Raw genomic sequence first — 15,714 nt, 5'->3', positions numbered from 1 at the left:
CTCCGAAGCGTGGCGGATAAGTGAAATATTCATTGGGGACAAGCTTCCTGCCGGTATCAAGGCTATGGGGGCCCGGCTGTTGGCCGGACCCCCACTAGCTATTTGAGTTGGACGGTCTCAGTACTACTTTGCAGTGATGTTGTAGTACTGGATGACGCCGTTCCAGCCGGTGTCCACGTTGGCAACGTTCTCGCTCCAGACAACCTGGCGTGCGGCGTACCACAGGGGAATGTTCGGCAGGTCCTGGAACAGGATTTCCTGGGCCTGGGTGAACTTGGCATTTGCGTCGTCGGTGGACTTGGCGCCAAGGCCCTCCTTGAGGAGCTTGTCGAACTCGGGGTTGGAGTAGCCCTCGTAGTTGGAGCTGGCACCGGTGCCGAGCAGCGGGCCGAGGAAGTTGTAGAGCGACGGGTAGTCAGCCTGCCAGCCGGCGCGTGCCAGGCCCGGGAGGGTCTTGGACTTGCGCAGGTCAAGAAGTTCGGCGAACTTGGCGAAGGCCTGGCCTTCGGCCTTGATGCCGAGGTTGTTCTTGAGGTTGTTTGCTACGGCGTCGATCCATTCCTTGTTGCCGCCGTCGGTGTTGTAGGCGAGCTGCAGCACCTTGTTGGCGGGCCAGGGGCTGATCTCGTTTGCCTTGTCCCAGGCTTCCTTGGCCTTCGCGGCATCGAACTTGGTGACCTCTGAACCTGCAACGTTGTCGTTGTAGCCGCCTACCGACGGCGAGGTGAAGTCGTTCGCCGGAATGCGGGTGCCGCTGTAGATGACCTTGGTGATCTCTTCGCGGTCAATGGCCATGGAGATTGCCTGGCGGCGCAGCTTGCCGGCCTCACCCTGGAACTCCTTCAGGTAACCGGGGATGTTCAGGGTGGAGTTGCCTGCGTACGGCTTGTTGAGGTGGTTCTCCGGGAAGTCCGTGGTGTAGGTCTTCAGGGCGTTCGTGGGCAGGACGTCGGTGACGTCCAGGTTGTTGCCCTGGATGTCCGTGTAGGCCGGTGCCGGGTCGGTGTAGAACTTGAAGGTTACGCCGCCGTTCTTGGCTTCACGGCTGCCCTTGTAGTCCGGGTTCTTGACCAGTTCAATCTGGCTGTCGTGCTGCCAGGCACCTTCCTTGGCCATCTTGTACGGGCCGTTGCCGATCGGGTTTTCGCCAAAGGCTTTCGGGTCCTTGATGGCCTCTGACGGCAGCGGCATGAAGGCGGAGTAGCCCAGGCGCAGCGGCCAGTCAGCCTCGGGCTGGCTCAGCTTGACCTCGATGGTGTAGTCGTCCTTGAGGACCAGGCCGGACAGGGTTTCCGCGGTGGGCGCGGGAACCTCGGTCTCACCCTGCTTCTTCACGGCGCTGACGGCGTCATAGCCCTCGATCGACTCGAAGAAGCTGCTGTTGGTCTGTGCGTTGGTGCTCAGCGCTGCAAAGTTCCAGGCATCCACGAAGCTCTTGGCGGTGACTTCCTCGCCGTTGGTGAACTTGGTGCCGCTCTTGACCTTGATGGTGTAGTTCTGGCCATCGGGGGATTCGATGGATTCGGCGAGTGCGTTCTCGGACTCTCCATTGGGGTTGTACACGGTGAGCCCCTCGAAGAGGAGTTCCACCACGCGGCCGCCGTAAACTTCGCCGGTGTCAGCCGGCAGCAACGGGTTCTGTGGTTCGTTGCTGTACGCGGTGATGATCTTGTTCGGATCTCCGGCAGCGTCTCCGCCGCCGTTGTTGCTGCCGCCACCGGCACCGCATCCGGTCAGGGCAAGTGCGGCGATTGCCACGATGCCCAGTGCTTTGGAAGTGCGCGTAAAACGCATTCCGCCTCCTATGAGTAGTGGAAGTGAGGCGGGGAATCGAATGTTTCCCCCCGCAGGCCCGGCACAGGTTTCTGTGACGCAGCCTACATATGCCTGTAGCCTAACCGCGCAAAGTCCGGATACTGGTACACCGTTGCCAAACCGTAATAGTGAAGGCGGGGCGCCATGCCCAGCCCGTGAAAGTTGCGCAAGTCACATGCTACTCCCCGGTAGCTCCATTCTTGCCTAGCTCGTCGTGTCGTTTTAGACGAGCCGCCACTCCCAGGCATTCCACCACACGCCAAGGGGGCCCGGGCTTGTCTTGACGCCGGTGATCCTGGCGCTGAATGCCGTAGTGCCCACGGTCTGGTAGAGCGGCAGCCCGTAGGCGTTTTCCCACACCCGCCGGTCGATATCCGCGAGAAGCTCGTCCTGCCGCGCCAGGTCGGAGGTGCCTGCGAGCTCTTCCATCAGCCGGTCGGCGCCGGCGTCGGAAAATCCGTTGAAGTTGCTGCCTGCGCCGGTTCGGAAAATCTGCGGGACCCGGCTGACGCCCAGTCCGCTGCCGATCCAGCCGAGCAGGGCGGCGTCGTGCCCGTTCCCGGCAAGTGCCTCGGCCCAGTCTGAGCTCCCGCGGCCGGCGTCCACCACGGTGAATCCGGCCCTTTCCGCTGAATCACGGATCAAGGCGAATGCCTTGGTCCGATTGGGGTTGTCACGGTTGTAAAGGATCCGGATGGCCGGCCGGGCCCCTTCCAGGAGCTCCTTCGCGCCCTCAATGTCCACGCCGCCGTATCCCGTGGATCCGTTGTCCTGAGCGGTCTCGTCGTACTTGGGCTGGCCCGGCAGGAAGACGTGCGAGTTGAGCGGCGCGGCCCCGGGCACCAGCCCGCCCACAACTGCGTCGACGATCTCCTGCCGCGGTACGGTCTTCAGGAATGCCTCGCGAACGTCCCGGTCCGCGAATGGCCCGGAAAATTCAAGGTCCAGGTGGTCGTAGCCGGACTGGCTGTACCGTTCCACCGTGTTGCCCTGCCGCTCGAGGCCGGCGAACAGTTCCTGGAGACCGGCGGCCGGCTGCGGAGAGATGATGTCCGCGCGTCCGTTGCGGAGGGCCTGCACGGCTTCCTCCGCATTGCCGGTGTAGCGGACGTTGATCTCGTCCAGCCACGGTTCCGGACCCCAGGTATAGTCCCGGTTCCGGACCAGCCGGAGCGATACGCCGGGCACCATGTCCTGCACGATATATGGGCCGTTGGACAGGTAGAGCGCCGGGTCCTCCGGCAGCGATCCGGCGTCGAATCCCGTGTTCCAGAAGTCGGCGACGCGCTTGAGTTCGGGATTCGGCCTGGGGTTCCCGGGATTCCCGCGGGGCGAGTCCCGGATGAGGTCCACGAGGTCCTCTTCGTCGTTCAGTCCGCTTTTCGCGGCCACCACGTGGGCGGGAAGCCCGACGTCGAACGCCACTTCCCAGTCCGCGTACGGCCGGGTGTATTCCAGGGTGATAGAACGCCCGTCGTCGCCCAGTTCGGGCAGCATGGTGCCGGCGAGCCCGCTGGTGTCCGACGCCGGCGAAAAGTACCTGGTACCGGTCCCGGCGGCGGCGTCAGCGTCGTCGAAATAACCGGACCCTGCCGCCCAGGCCAGAAGAAGGTCCCCCGCGTCGACCGGCGCACCGTCTGACCAGCTAACGCCCTCGTTGACGGTGTACCGGACCCTCAGCGGATCGTCGGAGACCTTCTCGAACTTGCCGAACTTGTCGTTCCGCACCACCACGGAGTTGTTGTCGAGGTAGAAGAACCCCGAGTGCGTGATGTAGCCGATCTTGGAATTGATGTCGGTGTTGCCCGCAGTGCTGTACGGGTTAAAGGAGGAAAATGCATTGGCCTCGGCAACGGTGGCGGTGCCGCCACGGGCTGTCTCACCGACCACCACAGGGACGCTGCCATCGCCGCCGGAGCAGCCTGTCAGGACCAGCAGTGCGCACAGCGCCGCCGCGAAAAACTGCCTTATGCGCCTGGCCGGCATGCCGCCTCCTAGGGTTGGTGCTCCCGGCTAGACGTTGAAGCGGAACTCCACCACGTCGCCGTCAGCCATGACATATTCCTTGCCCTCAATGCGGACCTTGCCGCGGGACTTGGCCTCGGCCATGGAACCCGCTTCCACCAGATCCTCGAAGGAGACCACTTCGGCCTTGATGAACCCGCGCTGGAAGTCCGAATGGATGACGCCCGCTGCCTGCGGCGCGGTGTCACCCTGCCTGATGGTCCAGGCGCGCGCTTCCTTGGGCCCTGCCGTGAGGTAGGTCTGCAGGCCCAGGGTGTGGAAGCCGACCCGCGCCAGCTGGTCGAGGCCGGACTCGTCCTGGCCGTTCATTTCCAGCATCTCGCGGGCTTCTTCCTCGTCCAGTTCCACGAGGTCGGCCTCAAGCTTGGCGTCCAGGAAAATGCAGTCTGCGGGGGCAACCAGGGCGCGGAGTTCCTCCTGCTTTTCCGGGCTGCCCAGGATTGCCTCATCCGCGTTGAAGACGTAGATGAAGGGCTTGGCCGTCAGCAGGCCGAGCTCCTTGAGGTGTTCCATCTCCAACTTGTCGCTCTTGATAGAGGAGTAGATGGTGTCGCCACGTTCCAGGACCGCCTGCGCAGCCTTGATGGCCGCCAGCTCCGCAGCCTCCCGCTTCTTGATCTTGACCTCTTTTTCGATCCGGGGGATGGCCTTCTCGATGGTCTGCAGGTCGGCGAGGATGAGCTCGGTGTTGATGGTCTCCATGTCAGAACGGGGATCCACCTTGCCGTCGACGTGGACGACATCGGGATCGTCGAAGACGCGGACCACTTCGGCGATGGCTTCGGCTTCACGGATGTTGGCAAGGAACTGGTTGCCGAGCCCTTCGCCTTCGGATGCGCCCTTGACGATGCCGGCGATGTCCACGAAGGAGACCGCTGCGGGCAGGATGCGCTGCGAACCGAAGATTCCAGCCAGCTTGTCGAGGCGGGGGTCGGGCAGGTTCACGACGCCGACGTTAGGTTCGATGGTGGCGAACGGATAGTTCGCGGCCAGGACCTGGTTGCGGGTAAGCGCGTTGAAGAGGGTTGATTTGCCGACGTTGGGCAGTCCGACGATGCCAATAGTAAGAGCCACGAGCATTGATTCTACCCGCAGGGCGTCCCCCGGCTGTACCCGTGGATGTCACTGCCCTCGATTGTCAGACCCCCGTGCAAAAGTGGGGGCATGGATGCTTTTGCCTTGATTCTGGCTTTGTTCATGCTGCTGCTCGGCGCATTTGCCGGCGCCGCGGCCACCTTTGTTGCGTTCCGCCGAAAGTCCCATGCGCTGGAGCAGGACTTTGACGCGGTCTCCTCCCGCCTGGCGGAGGTCAGTTCGCAATTTGCGGCGGCCGACGCCGAGCGGCGGCTTTTGGCTGCGCAGAACCGCGAGCTGGGCCAGGCCCGGGCACAGGACGGCAGCGTGCTGCGGGCGCTGGCACCCGTCGCTGAGAAGCTCACCGCCGTACAGCAGCAGGTGGCCCTGCTGGAACGTGACCGTGTGGAGCAGTACGGCCAACTGGCCCAGCAACTCCAGGAGGCCAGGCTTTCGGACGAGCAGCTGATCCGCTCCACCCACGCACTGGAGTCGGCCCTACGGTCCAACAGCGCACGCGGCCAGTGGGGTGAAGTCCAGCTCCGCCGGGTGGTGGAGGCTTCCGGAATGATCCGGCACGTGGATTTCGTCGAGCAGCTGCACAGCTCCGGAGGGGACTCTGCGGTGCGCCCGGACCTGGTGGTTCAGCTTCCCGGCGAAAAGCAGCTGGTGGTGGACGCCAAGGTCCCGCTGACCGCCTACCTTGAAGCCCAGGAACTTGGCGGGGTTCCGGATGCGCGCGGCGGGCAGCCCGGCGGCGCCGTGTCCGGCCTGGACCGGAGGCACCAGCAGACTCTCCTCACCGCCCATGCCAAGGCGCTGCGGGTGCATGTGGATGCCCTCAGCAATAAGAAGTACTGGGATATCCCCGGAAACTCCCCGGAGTTGGTGGTCTGCTTTATCCCGGCCGAATCCATCCTGGCCGCGGCACTGAATGCCGATCCGGAACTGCTGGACCACGCCCTTTCACGGAACGTGGTCCTGGCTTCCCCCAGCACACTGCTCGCCGTGCTGAAATCGGTGGCGTTCACCTGGCGCCAGGATGTGCTGACGGACAGCGCGCGGGAGCTGTTCGAACTGGCCCGGCAGCTCTACGACCGCATGGGAACCCTCGGCGAAAATGTCACCAAACTGGGCTCGTCGCTGAAGTCCTCGGTGGACCGCTACAACGCCATGGTGGGAACACTCGAGGCGCGGGTACTGCCCACTGCCCGGAAACTGAACACGCTGGACGAATCGGGCCTGGTGGCCCCTCCCCCGGTGGAAGCCACGCCGCGTGCCCTGGCCGCGCCGGAATTGCAGGAGGACGGGGCCGCCGCATGAGGCAGGCCGGCCCGGTACCGGGCGGTCAGTCGCGCGGCCTGCGTCCGCCCAGTGCGCGGCTGACGTCCCCGGCCTGCTTCAGGGTTGCCCGGAGTTCCTTTGGCAGGGAGAACAGGAGGTCCTCCTCGGCCGTGACCACCTCTTCGACGGTGCCGTAGCCGTACTCCGCCAGCAGCCGGAGCACGTCCTGGACCAGCACCTCCGGTACGGAAGCGCCGGAGGTCACGCCCACGGTCGCCACTCCTTCGAACCAGGACTCGTCCACCTCGTTGGCAAAGTCCACCCGGTAGGAGGCCTTGGCGCCGTATTCCAGTGCCACCTCCACCAGCCGGACGGAGTTGGACGAATTGGCTGATCCCACCACGATCACCAGATCGGCCTGCGGGGAAATCTTCTTGATGGCCACCTGGCGGTTGGTGGTGGCGTAGCAGATGTCGTCGCTGGGCGGGTCCTGCAGCGTCGGGAAGCGTTCCTTCAGGAGCCGCACGGTTTCCATGGTTTCATCGACGCTGAGCGTGGTCTGCGAAAGCCAAATGACCTTTTCCGGATCCCGGACCGTGACCTTGTCCACCTCGTGCGGGCCGTTGATGATCTGGATGTGCTGCGGTGCTTCGCCGGCCGTTCCTTCAACTTCCTCATGGCCGTCGTGGCCAATCAGCAGGATGTCGAAGTCGTCCTTGGCGAACCGGACCGCTTCCTTGTGCACCTTGGTCACCAGCGGGCAGGTGGCATCGATGGTCCGCAGCCCGCGGTCCTCTGCGGACTGCACCACCGCAGGGGAAACGCCGTGCGCAGAGAATATGACCAGGGCACCCTCGGGCACCTCATCCGTCTCGTCGACGAACACCGCGCCCTTTTCCTCGAGGGAGGTGACCACATGGACGTTGTGCACGATTTGTTTGCGCACATATACCGGTGGACCGTAGTGCTCCAGGGCTTTCTCCACTGCGATGACAGCGCGGTCCACTCCCGCGCAGTACCCACGGGGGGCAGCCAGCAGGACCTTCTTGGCCCCTGCCACCGGTGCTGCGGCAGCGACTTCCTCAGGAGAGCGGCGCCTCCGCGGGACAGTTGGCATCGAAAGGGAAACAGCTGAGGAGGTCATTTCTCCATGCTACCGGTTGCCCGTTCGCGCTTCCGCGCCGCCGAGCGGCCCAGGAGGCCCGCTGCCAGGGCCACCGCTCCGGCAACGGCGGCGGCCAGCGTCCACGGCTGGAAGTCCCGGGATGCCGCCGCCACGAACTCATCGCGGAACATGTTGGCCACTTCACTTCCGGCGTCAGTGCCCAGGGCACGGTCCCGGCCGATCCGGCCCGCCGCGGTCCAGCACCCTGCCGCCAGGAGGGCACCCAGGCCGACTCCGGCCAGCAGGGTCCAGCGCCGCCGGGCAGCCACCACAGCGAGGAGAAGAGCGACGGCGGATCCCGCCGCCAGCAGGTAGCCCGCCGGAGCGTAGGCGGCAAGGCGTTCGGCCCATTCCTTCTGTTCCGGACCCCCGGCGTTCAACAGGGTCCGGGCGGGCGGATCCAGGGGAAGACCGGTGGCGCGGGAGATTTCCCCGGCGCCCAGTGCCACAAGCGGTGAGACGTCCAGGGTCAGCGACGACGCCGACGCTCCTTCCGCTTCGGCCTCGCCTTCTGCCGCGAGGCTTAGCCGGTGGCTCTTCCGGAGGGTGTCCTCCCATGCCTGCCGGTATTCGGGCAGGCCGGTCAGCGATGCCGCCGCATCCTCCAGCACGGGCTGGACCAGGTCCGCCAGGAAGCCCGGCACAGCGCTGGTGTCGATGGTGCCTACAGCCGCCGCCGCAAGGCGTTCCTGGAATGCCGGGTCATTGCCCAGGGGTCCGGCCAGCGCGACGAAGCCGTCTTCCCGGACGATGGCGCGGTCCAGCCAGATGGCCGGAACCGCGGCGGCGGCCAGCAGCATGCCGAGGATGGCGGCAGCCGCGGAAACAACAGTGCGCACAGTGGATCCTTCACATTGGGGGCGTCCATCCATCCTAGGCAGGATCTCCGCGGCCGGTCCTGTCGGACCGCGGGGGTAGACCTTATGGATAAGGTTGAAACACCGCCCCGCCCGGCCCCGGACCGGCCTTGGATCAGTAGACGAAGGACACCATGCCCGCAGCTTCATCCCCGCAGGAGCCGTGCCATGTCTGAGCAGGCGCTGCCCGGCACGGCACCCACCACCCTTCCCGCCACGGCCGCGGAGACCACTCCGGACAATCCCTGGCCGCTGCAGCTGCTGTCCCGGAAGCTCAAGGCCCATATCGACCGGACCCCGTCGGCCTGGGTGGAGGGCCAGGTCATCGAGCTGAACCGCAGAGGCACCAACGCCTACCTCACGCTGCGCGATGTGGACGCCGAAGTGTCGCTTCCCGCCTCGGTCTGGACCAAGGTCCTGGAACGCCAAGACCTCCCACTGGAGCGCGGGTCCCGGGTGGTTGCGCTGCTAAAACCGGAATTCTGGCTGAAGACCGGGCGCTTGAACATGCAGGTCCGGGACATCCGGCCGGTGGGCCTGGGCGACCTCCTGGCCCGCATCGAGCGCCTGCGCCAGGCACTGTCCGCGGAAGGTCTGTTCGCAGATTCCCGTAAGAAGCCCCTGCCCCTGCTCCCCCACCGCATCGGGCTCATCACGGGCCGGGACTCGGATGCCAAAAAGGACGTCCTGCGGAACGCCGCGCTGCGGTGGCCGGCTGTGGAATTCGAGATCCGCGAAGTGGCAGTGCAGGGCAATACTGCCGTCACCCAGGTGGTGCGCGCCCTGCGGGAGCTGGACGGCCGGGCAGATGTGGATGTCATCGTTATTGCCCGCGGCGGCGGTGCCCTGGAGGACCTCCTGCCGTTCAACAGCGAAGAACTTATCCGGGCCGTGGCCGCCGCGGTAACTCCCGTGGTCAGCGCGATCGGCCATGAGGCGGACCGGCCACTCCTGGACGATGTGGCGGACCTTCGCGCTTCCACCCCGACGGATGCTGCCAAGCGGATCGTTCCGGAAGTCTCCGAAGAGCTGGCCGGAGTGCGGCAGGCGCGCGAACAGCTGGAGCGCTGCATCGGGCGCCTGGTGGACCGCGAGTCCGACCGGCTGGCCTCCCTGCGCTCCCGGCCAGTGCTGGCTGCCCCCGAGGGCCTGGTGACCGTCCGCGAGGACGAAGTCGAGCGCCTGCTCCGCCGTTCGTCGGCCGCCATCGGGTCCACCGTGGTCCGTGCGGCAGACCAGCTTCAGCACCTCAAGGCCCAGGTCCGCGCGCTCTCACCGCAGAAGACCCTGGACCGGGGCTACGCCGTCGTCGAACTTGTCCGGGAGTCCCCTGCCGCCGCCCACGCCGTGGTCCGGCGCCCGGCGGAAGCCCCCGCGGGGGCTCCGCTTTCCATCCGCGTGGCCGAGGGCCGTTTTGGAGCCACGTCCACCGGCACAACCACCACCGCCAAGGAGAACTGAATGACCGAGCAGGAAACCACCGGGCAGGCCACCGCGCAGCCGGCCGATGTCGCGGCCATGAGCTACGAGGAAGCCAGGGAACAGCTGGTGGCCGTCGTCGGCCGGCTGGAAGCAGGTGGCGCCAGCCTCGAGGAGTCGCTGGCCCTTTGGGAACGCGGCGAAGCATTGGCGGCCCGCTGCGAGGAATGGCTCGAGGGTGCCCGGAAGCGGCTCGCCGCCGCCCGCGACCAGCCGCTGTAGCTAGGTCTTCAGGATCAGCTGGCGCTCCACGTCCACGTCGAACTCCGCCTTGGGCCAGGCCAGGTCCAGCTCGTTCAGGGCGTTGAGCAGCAGCTGCTGGACAGCAATCCTCGCGTACCACTTCTTGTTCGCCGGAACCACGTGCCACGGCGCGGATGCGGTGTTGGTCGCCTCGATGGCGGCCTGGAAGGCGCCCATGTAGTCTGACCAGAACGCCCGCTCGTCCCGGTCGCCCTTGCTGTACTTCCAGTGCTTGGCCGGGTTGTCCAGCCGGGCCAGGAGCCGTTCCTTCTGTTCATCGCCGCTGATGTGGAGCATCACCTTGACCAGTTTGGTCCCGGATTCCGTGAGACGCTCTTCGAATTCATTGATAGCCAGGTACCGGCGCTGGATTTCATCCGGGCTTGCCCAGCCATGCACCCTGTGGATGAGCACGTCTTCATAATGGGAGCGGTCGAAGACCCCCACCATGCCCGCTGCCGGAACGGCCTTCTCGATCCGCCAAAGGAAGTCGTAGGACTTTTCCTCATCCGTAGGGGCCTTGAACGCCTTGAACTGGACGCCCTGCGGATCCATGGCTGCCATCACGTGGTTCACCACGCCGCCCTTGCCCGCCGTGTCCATACCCTGGAGGATCAGCAGGACCCGCTTGCGGCCGCCGAACCGGGATTCGGCGAAGAGCTTTTCCTGCAGTTCCGCCAGTTCGTCGTCCATCTCGGCCAGCAGTGTCTGGCCGTCCTCCTTGGTGCCGTTGTAGCCGGGCGTGGAGTCCGGATCCACGCTGTCCAGCGAAAAGCCCTTCCCCACACGCAGGGTGTCAACCGGATGCTGTTCGAACTCGACGACGTCGGTCATGGGGCGTCCTTTCCGGAGCAGTCAGCGGGCACACAACCCGTGAACCACAGGCTAGTTCCCCTGGTACCTGCTAAGGAAGTCCCCCATCCGGCCGATGGCCTCTTCGATGTCCTTCACGCTGGGCAGCGTGACCATGCGGAAGTGGTCCGGACGGACCCAGTTGAATGCCCGGCCATGGGAGACCAGGATCTTTTGCTCGCGCAGGAGGTCCAGGACGAACTTCTCGTCATCACGGATATGGAAGACCTCCGGGTCCAGTTTGGGAAACAGGTACAGGGCTCCCCTGGCCTGCTGTGTGCTGACGCCGGGAATGGCATTAAGCAAGTCGTAGGCCTTGTTCCGCTGCTCCAGCAGGCGGCCGCCCGGAAGAATGAGGTCGTTGATGCTCTGGTAGCCGCCCAGGGCAGTCTGGATGGCATGCTGCGCCGGAACGTTGGCGCACAGGCGCATGTTCGCCAGGAGGCTGATGCCCTCGAGGTAGTCCGCGGCGTCCTTCTTGGGACCCGAGATGGCCATCCAGCCGGCGCGGTAGCCGCACACGCGGTAGGCCTTTGAGAGGCCGCTGAATGTCAGGCAGAGGACGTCGTCCCCGGTCAGGCCGGCCATGTTGATGTGGACGGCGTCCTCGTACAGGATCTTCTCGTAGATCTCGTCCGCGAAGATGACCAGGCCGTGCTTCTCGGCGAGCGCCACGATCTTCTTCAGCGTCTCCTCCGGGTACACGGCACCGGTGGGGTTGTTCGGGTTGATCACCACGATGCCCTTGGTCCGCGGGGTGATCTTGGCTTCCATGTCCTCAAGGTCCGGCTGCCATCCGGTGTCCTCGTCGCACAGGTAATGGACGGGCCTGCCGCCGGCCAGCGCCACGGAGGCGGTCCACAGCGGGTAGTCAGGGGTGGGGATGAGGACCTCGTCGCCGTCGTCAAGGAGTGCCATGAGGGACATGGTGATGAGTTCGCTGACGCCGTTGCCCAGGTAGATGTCGTCCACGTGGATGTTCTGGATGCCGCGGGTCTGGTAGTACTGCGAGACCGCGGTCCGGGCAGAAAATATGCCGCGCGAGTCGCTGTAGCCCTGGGCGTGCGGCAGGTGCCGGATCATGTCCACCAGGATGGCGTCGGGGGCTTCAAAGCCGAACGGCGCCGGGTTGCCGATGTTCAGCTTAAGGATGCGGTGCCCTTCCGCCTCCATTTGCTGGGCGGCCTGCAGGATAGGTCCACGGATGTCGTAAAGGACGTTATTGAGTTTGGTGGACTGCCTGAATTCTGCCATTCATCAAATATGCCACATGAGGGATAGGTCACCGTTGAGACTTCGGACACACGGACGACGGCGGCCGCCGGACTCCGCAAAGTCCGGCAGCCGCCGTCGTGGTCACCTGCGTGCGCGGGCTTCCGCCCGCGGGTTTCCTACTTCAGGATGCCCTTGTCCTTGAGCCAGGCTTCGGCAGCTTCCTTGGCGCCCTGCTTCTGGCTGCCGCTGACCGCACGGTTGAGGTTGATGAGGTCCTCGGTGGTGAGGATGCTGGAGACGTTGTCCAGCGCTTCCTTGGCCTTGTCGGTCATTTTCGCCGTGTTGTACAGCGGGATGACCTGCTGGGCGATGAAGTTGTTCTTAGGGTCCTCGAGGACCACCAGGTCGTTGTCGGCGATGGAGGGGGTGGTGGTGTAGATGTCAGCCACCTGGACCTTGTCCTCCAGCAGCGCCTTCAGGGTCACCGGACCGCCGCCGTCGCTGAACGGTTCCAGTTTCTTGGGCTCGCAGTTGTAGTTCTCCTTCAGCCCGGGCAGGCCGTACGCACGCTCGGCGAAGGTGGCCGGGGCCCCCACTACGATCTCGCTGCAGACCTTGGCGAGGTCCTCGATGGACTTCAACTGGTATTTTTCCGCCGTGGCCTTGGTGACCACCATCGCGTCCTTGTTCTCTGCCTTGGACGGGGCCAGGACCGCCAGGCCTTCCGGCAGCTTCTCCGGCAGAGCAGCGGCGATGTCCTCGGCGGACTCCTCCTTGGCTCCCTTGTCCACATGCAGCAGCAGGTTGCCGGAGTAGTCCGGAACCACATCCACCGAGCCGTCCTGGACAGCCTTGATGTACACCTCGCGGGAGCCGATGTTCGGCTTGGTTGTGGCCGTGATGCCGGCGGCGTTCAGCGCCCCGGCGTATACCTCCGCCAGGATCTGGCTTTCGGGGAAGTCCGCGGAACCCACCACCAGCGAAGTTGCGCCGCCGGACGCTCCGCCGGTGGGTGCCTGCGACTTGCTGAGCGGATCGGAGGACCCGCCGCAGGCAGAGAGCGCCATGGCCAGGCCGAGGCCTGCCGCCAGGCCGCTGAACGTGCGCCGGGCCAGGCGCTGGGGACGGCTATTTTTCATGACTTTCCTCCTTGTGACACAGCTTCCGCCACGGCGGGGTCTGTGAGATCGACCGCGGCCGGCCGGCCGCGGCGGGACTGTTGCGAGGCGCCCCGGGACAGGAACAGCCTCTGGATCAGGGACAGGACTAGGTCGACCGCGATGGCAAGGGCGGCGATCAGCAGGGACCCGCCAAGCATCTGCGGGAAGTCGCTGAGGACCAGCCCGTCGAACAGGTACCGGCCCAGGCCACCAAGGTTGATGTAGGCCACCACCGAGACGGTGGCTATCACCTGCAGCACACCGGTGCGGAAGCCGCCGAACATCACTGTGAGGGCGTTGGGCAGCTCGGCCCGGAACAGCACCTGAAGCTCAGTCATGCCCATGGCCCGGGCGGCGTCCACCACGTTACGGTCCACGCTGGAGATGCCCGCGTAGGTTCCTGCCAGCAGCGGCGGGATGGTCAGGATGACCAGCGCCCATACCGGCGGCATCAGCCCGATGCCGGCCAGCAGCACGAACAGCGTCAGCAGCCCCAGCGTTGGCAGGGCCCGCAGAGCCCCGGCGAGCGCAACGATGGCCACCTTGCCCTTGCCGGTGTGGCCGACGAACATCCCGATGGGAACCGCGATGGCTGCGGCGATGGCCATGACCAGCCCCGTGTACTGCAGGTGTTCGGCAAGCCTGGCGGGGATGCCTGCGGACCCGGTCCAGTGCAGGGGGTCGCCCAGCCAGGCGAAGGTATCGGAGAAGATGCTCATGCCGCTGCCGCCCGTCCGGCGGCCGGCGTTTTCCTGCCGGCCCGTTCCCACGGTGTGAGGATCCGTTCCAGGAGGACCAGGAGCGCGTCCATGAACAGCGCCAGGACCAGGATCGCCACGATGCCAACGAGCACCTCGGTGATGAAGCCACGCTGGAGACCGGAGGTGAAGAGCATCCCCAGGTTGCCCACGCCCAGCAGGGCAGCGACGCTCACCAGTGAAATGTTGCTGACGGAGACCACCCGCAGTCCGGCGAACAGGACCGGCAGGGAAAGCGGAAGGTCCACCCGCAGGAACCTCGCCACAGGTTTGAATCCCATGGCGACGGCGGCCTGGCTGACATCCGCCGGCACCGAATCAAACGCATCCAGCGCCGCACGGACCAGCAGCGCCACGGCATACAGCGTCAGGGCCACCACCACATTGAGGGGGTCCAGGATCCGGGTGGCGAGGATGGTGGGAAGGATGATGAACAATGCCAGCGACGGGATGGTGTAGAGGAGCGAGGAAGCGGTCAGCACCACGGACCGCAGTGCGCGGTGCCGGCGGGCAAGCTGCGCCAGCGGCACGGCAACCAGCAGTCCCAGGACCATGGGAATGATGGCCAGGACCATATGCTGGCCGGCCCGCTCCAGGACCATGCTGCTGTTGGCCAGGAACCACTCCATCAGCGTGCGGCCTGGCGAACGGCGGCCTGGCGGGCCTGCCGGGACTCTTCGATGAGGGCCAGGACCTCCCGGCCGCGGATGGCGCCCAGCACCCGTCCTTCAGCGTCCACCGCCACGCCAAGGCCCGATGGCGAGGACAGCGCCGCGTCGAGGGCGCGGCGGAGGCTGTCGCCGGGGTGGAACAGCGAACCGCCGGGGATCAGGTCGGCGTCAGTCCCGGGCGTTGCCCAGCCGAGCGGGCGCATGTCGCCGTCCACCACCAGTTGCCAGCCGTCCGCGGCGTCCGGGTCCGAGCTGCGCCCGTCCGCGCCCCGGATGACCGTGGGCACGGGATGGAAGGTGACGCCGTCGGACGCGGTGAAACCGAGGTGGCGGAAGCCCCGGTCCCTGCCCACGAAGGCGGCAACGAAGTCGTTGGCCGGAGCCCGCAGGATCTCCTCCGGCGTGGCGTACTGGGCCAGTTTCCCGCCCACGGCAAACACGGCGACCCGGTCCCCCAGGACGGTGGCCTCATCGATGTCATGGGTGACGAACACGATGGTCTTGGCCAGGTCCTTCTGCAGCCGCAGGAGTTCCTGCTGCAGCTCGTCGCGGACCACGGGGTCGACGGCGCTGAACGGCTCATCCATGAGGAGGACCGGCGGATCGGCGGCGAGCGCCCGCGCCACCCCCACGCGCTGCTGCTGCCCGCCGGAAAGCTGCGACGGATAGCGGTTGCCCAGGGCCCGCGCCATGCCCACCACGTCCAGCAGCTCTTCCGCGCGTTTGCGGGCTTCCCGCTTGGACATCCCGTTTAATCGCGGAACGGTCGCGATGTTGTCCAGGACTGAGCGGTGCGGGAGGAGGCCGGCGGACTGCATGACGTAGCCCATGGATCGCCGCAGCTCGGCGGCGGGAACCGAGGTGACGTCCTTGCCCGCCACCGTGATGGTGCCGGAGGTGGGCTCCACCATGCGGTTGATCATGCGAAGCGTGGTGGTCTTGCCGCATCCTGATGGCCCCACCAGGACGGTGATGGTGCCCTCGGCGATGGACATGGTCAGGGCGTCCACGGCAGGCTGTCCGCCCTGGTACTGCTTGGTTACCTCGTGGAACTCGATCATCGCCTGGCCCATGGTGCGGACATACCCTCTTCTGTTGGACAGCTTCTGGAGCACC

General features: G+C 65.7%; 14 protein-coding genes. 3 read left to right on the top strand and 11 right to left on the bottom strand.

Annotated features, from left to right (window positions below; translation table 11 throughout):
- Window positions 1-123: 123 nt before the first annotated feature.
- From ACIQCN_RS00935 to ychF, 3 genes are all read right to left on the bottom strand, one after another.
- On the bottom strand, window positions 124-1,794 hold the full coding sequence (locus ACIQCN_RS00935) for an ABC transporter substrate-binding protein (RefSeq protein WP_400608941.1): 1,671 nt from the start codon (window positions 1,792-1,794) through the stop codon (window positions 124-126).
- Between the two features lie 243 nt (window positions 1,795-2,037).
- Window positions 2,038-3,801: an ABC transporter family substrate-binding protein gene (locus tag ACIQCN_RS00930; protein ID WP_400608940.1), complete on the bottom strand. Its 1,764-nt coding sequence runs from the start codon at window positions 3,799-3,801 to the stop codon at window positions 2,038-2,040.
- 27 nt (window positions 3,802-3,828) lie between these two features.
- On the bottom strand, window positions 3,829-4,914 hold the full coding sequence (gene ychF / locus ACIQCN_RS00925; RefSeq protein ID WP_400603128.1) for a redox-regulated ATPase YchF: 1,086 nt from the start codon (window positions 4,912-4,914) through the stop codon (window positions 3,829-3,831).
- A gap of 90 nt (window positions 4,915-5,004) precedes the next feature.
- Between ychF and ACIQCN_RS00920 the strand changes: the two genes are divergently transcribed.
- Window positions 5,005-6,237 carry a DNA recombination protein RmuC gene (locus ACIQCN_RS00920; RefSeq protein ID WP_400603127.1) on the top strand — a complete coding sequence of 411 codons (1,233 nt, stop codon included), beginning with the start codon at window positions 5,005-5,007 and terminating at the stop codon, window positions 6,235-6,237.
- Between the two features lie 25 nt (window positions 6,238-6,262).
- On the opposite strand, the gene ACIQCN_RS00915 is transcribed toward ACIQCN_RS00920, so the two are convergent.
- Both ACIQCN_RS00915 and ACIQCN_RS00910 read right to left on the bottom strand, forming a co-directional pair.
- Complete coding sequence (locus tag ACIQCN_RS00915; RefSeq protein ID WP_400603126.1) at window positions 6,263-7,342, bottom strand: 4-hydroxy-3-methylbut-2-enyl diphosphate reductase; 1,080 nt, start codon at window positions 7,340-7,342, stop codon at window positions 6,263-6,265.
- Window positions 7,339-8,202 carry a hypothetical protein gene (locus ACIQCN_RS00910; RefSeq protein WP_400608938.1) on the bottom strand — a complete coding sequence of 288 codons (864 nt, stop codon included), beginning with the start codon at window positions 8,200-8,202 and terminating at the stop codon, window positions 7,339-7,341. Before ACIQCN_RS00910 ends, ACIQCN_RS00915 begins: the two co-directional genes overlap by 4 nt.
- Before the next feature lie 186 nt (window positions 8,203-8,388).
- Between ACIQCN_RS00910 and xseA the strand changes: the two genes are divergently transcribed.
- Entirely contained in the window at window positions 8,389-9,681 is a 1,293-nt protein-coding gene (gene xseA, locus ACIQCN_RS00905; RefSeq protein ID WP_400603124.1) for an exodeoxyribonuclease VII large subunit, read from the top strand.
- On the top strand, window positions 9,682-9,921 hold the full coding sequence (locus ACIQCN_RS00900; RefSeq protein ID WP_400603123.1) for an exodeoxyribonuclease VII small subunit: 240 nt from the start codon (window positions 9,682-9,684) through the stop codon (window positions 9,919-9,921).
- Here the strand turns inward: ACIQCN_RS00900 and ACIQCN_RS00895 are convergent, their stop codons facing one another.
- The 6 genes from ACIQCN_RS00895 to ACIQCN_RS00870 all read right to left on the bottom strand — a co-directional run bounded on the left by ACIQCN_RS00895 (window position 9,922) and on the right by ACIQCN_RS00870 (window position 15,671).
- The gene (locus ACIQCN_RS00895) at window positions 9,922-10,776 is read right to left on the bottom strand and encodes a polyphosphate kinase 2 family protein (protein WP_400603122.1); all 855 of its coding nucleotides are present in this window, start codon (window positions 10,774-10,776) and stop codon (window positions 9,922-9,924) included.
- A gap of 51 nt (window positions 10,777-10,827) precedes the next feature.
- On the bottom strand, window positions 10,828-12,048 hold the full coding sequence (locus ACIQCN_RS00890; protein ID WP_400603121.1) for a pyridoxal phosphate-dependent aminotransferase: 1,221 nt from the start codon (window positions 12,046-12,048) through the stop codon (window positions 10,828-10,830).
- A 137-nt stretch (window positions 12,049-12,185) separates the two neighbouring features.
- On the bottom strand, window positions 12,186-13,148 hold the full coding sequence (locus ACIQCN_RS00885) for an ABC transporter substrate-binding protein (protein ID WP_400608936.1): 963 nt from the start codon (window positions 13,146-13,148) through the stop codon (window positions 12,186-12,188).
- On the bottom strand, window positions 13,145-13,888 hold the full coding sequence (locus tag ACIQCN_RS00880; RefSeq protein WP_400608934.1) for an ABC transporter permease: 744 nt from the start codon (window positions 13,886-13,888) through the stop codon (window positions 13,145-13,147). The genes ACIQCN_RS00885 and ACIQCN_RS00880 overlap by 4 nt, the downstream gene beginning before the upstream one ends.
- A complete protein-coding gene (locus tag ACIQCN_RS00875; RefSeq protein ID WP_400603118.1) occupies window positions 13,885-14,556 on the bottom strand; it encodes an ABC transporter permease in 672 nt (223 codons plus the stop codon). Before ACIQCN_RS00875 ends, ACIQCN_RS00880 begins: the two co-directional genes overlap by 4 nt.
- Window positions 14,556-15,671, bottom strand: a complete 1,116-nt coding sequence (locus tag ACIQCN_RS00870) for an ABC transporter ATP-binding protein (RefSeq protein ID WP_400604235.1) — start codon at window positions 15,669-15,671, stop codon at window positions 14,556-14,558. The genes ACIQCN_RS00875 and ACIQCN_RS00870 overlap by 1 nt, the downstream gene beginning before the upstream one ends.
- Window positions 15,672-15,714: the final 43 nt, after the last annotated feature.

This window comes from Pseudarthrobacter sp. NPDC092424 (assembly GCF_044754925.1).
In the GTDB taxonomy this organism is placed as follows: domain Bacteria; phylum Actinomycetota; class Actinomycetes; order Actinomycetales; family Micrococcaceae; genus Arthrobacter.
The sequence above is the reverse complement of the archived record's forward strand: the minus strand, read 5'-3'. Positions and strand labels throughout refer to the sequence as shown.

Coding starts and splice junctions, on each gene's coding strand:
- ACIQCN_RS00915 (WP_400603126.1), bottom strand. CDS start 7,342: ATGACCTCCTCAGCTGTTTCCCTTTCGATGCCAACTGTCCCGCGGAGG.
- ACIQCN_RS00870 (WP_400604235.1), bottom strand. CDS start 15,671: ATGGGCCAGGCGATGATCGAGTTCCACGAGGTAACCAAGCAGTACCAG.
- ACIQCN_RS00920 (WP_400603127.1), top strand. CDS start 5,005: ATGGATGCTTTTGCCTTGATTCTGGCTTTGTTCATGCTGCTGCTCGGC.
- ACIQCN_RS00895 (WP_400603122.1), bottom strand. CDS start 10,776: ATGACCGACGTCGTCGAGTTCGAACAGCATCCGGTTGACACCCTGCGT.
- ACIQCN_RS00875 (WP_400603118.1), bottom strand. CDS start 14,556: ATGGAGTGGTTCCTGGCCAACAGCAGCATGGTCCTGGAGCGGGCCGGC.
- ACIQCN_RS00880 (WP_400608934.1), bottom strand. CDS start 13,888: ATGAGCATCTTCTCCGATACCTTCGCCTGGCTGGGCGACCCCCTGCAC.
- ACIQCN_RS00890 (WP_400603121.1), bottom strand. CDS start 12,048: ATGGCAGAATTCAGGCAGTCCACCAAACTCAATAACGTCCTTTACGAC.
- ACIQCN_RS00885 (WP_400608936.1), bottom strand. CDS start 13,148: ATGAAAAATAGCCGTCCCCAGCGCCTGGCCCGGCGCACGTTCAGCGGC.
- ACIQCN_RS00935 (WP_400608941.1), bottom strand. CDS start 1,794: ATGCGTTTTACGCGCACTTCCAAAGCACTGGGCATCGTGGCAATCGCC.
- ACIQCN_RS00900 (WP_400603123.1), top strand. CDS start 9,682: ATGACCGAGCAGGAAACCACCGGGCAGGCCACCGCGCAGCCGGCCGAT.
- xseA (WP_400603124.1), top strand. CDS start 8,389: ATGTCTGAGCAGGCGCTGCCCGGCACGGCACCCACCACCCTTCCCGCC.
- ACIQCN_RS00930 (WP_400608940.1), bottom strand. CDS start 3,801: ATGCCGGCCAGGCGCATAAGGCAGTTTTTCGCGGCGGCGCTGTGCGCA.